Origin of the sequence: Falsiroseomonas oryziterrae (assembly GCF_021864505.1) — a bacterium.
Taxonomy (GTDB): Bacteria; Pseudomonadota; Alphaproteobacteria; order Acetobacterales; family Acetobacteraceae; genus Falsiroseomonas; species Falsiroseomonas oryziterrae.
Genome location: NZ_JAKJIB010000494.1, coordinates 1 through 2,079, shown reverse-complemented (window position 1 = coordinate 2,079; position 2,079 = coordinate 1). Strand labels below are relative to the sequence as shown.

Sequence of the window (2,079 nt, the reverse complement as noted above, 5' to 3'; positions counted from 1 at the left end):
CGCGCGGGATCGGCGCTGGCGCACGGTGCTCGCCGTCACGCCGGACCACGCCAGCTCGCGCTGGCCGCGTGACGTGCCGCGGCGGGCGCAGGGCAGGGGCGACCTCGGCGCGCGGATGGCACGCGCGCTCGGATGGCACCGGCGCGCGGTTCTGGTCGGCAGCGACATCCCGCATCTCGCGCGCAGCGACCTTGCGAACGCATTCCGCGCACTCGGCCGCGCGGATGCGGTGTTCGGCCCGTCCGAGGATGGCGGCTACTGGCTGGTCGGCTTCGGCCCGCGCCGCCCGGCAAAGCCCTTCGCCCGCGTGCGCTGGTCCAGCGAGCACGCGCTGGCCGACACGCTGGCGAATTTCGCGGGCCGGCGCACCGCGCTGCTTCGGACCCTGCGCGACGTGGACACCGCCGCCGACCTGCGCGTGATCCGGGAGCGAGCCCGATGACCAATCCCGACTGGTCCGCCACCAGCGCAGACTATGCGCGCCACCGCCAGGGCTTCCCGCCGCGCTTCTTCGAGATGATCGCGGACCATGGCCTCTTCGCGCCGGGCATGCGCGTGCTCGATCTCGGTACCGGCACGGGCGTCGTGGCGCGCGCACTCGCCGCGCGCGGCGCGGATGTGCTCGGCCTCGACGTCGCGCCAGGCCAGATCGTCGAGGCGCGGCGCCTCGCGGCGGAGGAAGGCCTCGCGGCCCGCTTCGAGGAAGGCTTCGCCGAGCGCAGCGGCCAGCCCGACGACGGCTTTGACCTCGTCGTCGCCGCGCAATGCTGGCACTGGTTCGACCGCGCGCTCGCCGCCGCCGAGGCGCGGCGCGTGCTGAAGCCCGGTGGCGCGCTGCTGATCTGCCATCACGACTGGCTGCCGCATCCCGGCACCGTCGCGCATGCGACCGAGTTCCTCATCGAGGCGCACAATCCGCGCTGGCGCATGGGCCGCGGCAGCGGCTTCTACCCGGCCTGGGCCGACGACCTGCGGCTCGCGGGCCTCGGCGAGATCGCCTTCGCCGGCTTCGACCACGAAGCGGTCTATCCGCGCGAGGCCTGGCGCGGCCGCATCCGCGCCTCCGCCGGCGTGGCCGGCACGCTGGCCGACGACGCGGTCGAGCGCTTCGACGCCGAACTCGCAGCGCTGCTGAATGCACGCTTCCCGGAGGAGCCGCTGCGCATCCCGCACCGTGTCTTCGCCATCTGGGGGCGCAAGCCAGGCTGACCGCCCTTCTCCCTCCCCCGTTCAGGGGAGGGTCGGGGGGGGGGGAGGCCCGAACCCCGTCAGGAGTATCCCCGCGCTTCCGGCTTGCCCTCGTCCCGCCGGGCCTCGGTCTGGGCCTGCTGGTCCAACGGCCGCATCTCGCCGGCGTCGGCGCGCGAGCCTGCCGCGGTCGGCGCGCCTTCCGTCTCCTCGACGGGCTCGAAATCGTAGTCGCCATCGCGCGACTGCCAGGACTGGACGGTCAGCACCTTCGCCCCGCCCCGGCTCTCATGCGGGCCGTGCACCTGGCCGGCGCCGTGCGTCAGGAAACTGCCGGGGCCGAATTCGCGCCCGCCCTCGATCAACGCGCCCTCCAGCACGTAATGCATCTCCGACCCCGCGCTGTGGCGATGCGCCGGGATGCGGCCGCCTGGCGGCAGGTGGATGATCGAGGTCACCACCCCGGCCGCGGCGTCCTGGTTCAGCAGCTGGATGCGGAACGCGCCGGTCGCGCCGGGGATGGCGAAGGGCACCGCCGGCACGCCCTCCGCGGCCAGCGCCAGCTTTCCCGGGTTCATGCCGTGTCCTCCGTGTCGCGCGGCGGCAACGCGGTCCCGGCGCGACAGGTTGCCGCCACCCGGCTATCCAGGGCGCATGCCGGACTACCGCCTCGAATCGGAGCATGGCGGCAGGGTCGCCGGGCTGGACGAGGCCGGCCGCGGCCCGCTCGCCGGGCCCGTGCTGGCGGCGGCCGTGCTGTTCCTCGCCCCGCCGCCCGACGCCTTGGCCCGGCTGCTCGACGATTCGAAGAAGCTGAAGGCGACGCAGCGCGAGGCCGCCTTCGCCGCCCTGCGCGACGCCGCGCGCGCCGGGCTGCTCGAGGCCGGCATC

3 protein-coding genes and 1 pseudogene are annotated in these 2,079 nt (G+C 74.9%); 3 read left to right on the top strand and 1 reads right to left on the bottom strand.

Features of this window, described 5'->3' with window-relative positions:
- Positions 1-442, top strand: a 442-nt coding sequence (locus tag L2I40_RS22365) for a TIGR04282 family arsenosugar biosynthesis glycosyltransferase (RefSeq protein ID WP_237217525.1), incomplete at its 5' end; no start/stop codon positions are given.
- Positions 439-1,209: a class I SAM-dependent methyltransferase gene (locus L2I40_RS22360; RefSeq protein WP_237217523.1), complete on the top strand. Its 771-nt coding sequence runs from the start codon at positions 439-441 to the stop codon at positions 1,207-1,209. The genes L2I40_RS22365 and L2I40_RS22360, both read left to right, overlap by 4 nt.
- A gap of 59 nt (positions 1,210-1,268) precedes the next feature.
- On the opposite strand, the gene L2I40_RS22355 is transcribed toward L2I40_RS22360, so the two are convergent.
- On the bottom strand, positions 1,269-1,766 hold the full coding sequence (locus L2I40_RS22355; RefSeq protein ID WP_237217522.1) for a cupin domain-containing protein: 498 nt from the start codon (positions 1,764-1,766) through the stop codon (positions 1,269-1,271).
- Positions 1,767-1,842: 76 nt separating this feature from the next.
- On the opposite strand from L2I40_RS22355, the pseudogene L2I40_RS22350 reads away from it, so the two are divergent.
- A pseudogene (locus L2I40_RS22350) lies at positions 1,843-2,079 on the top strand (ribonuclease HII); the annotation flags it as partial.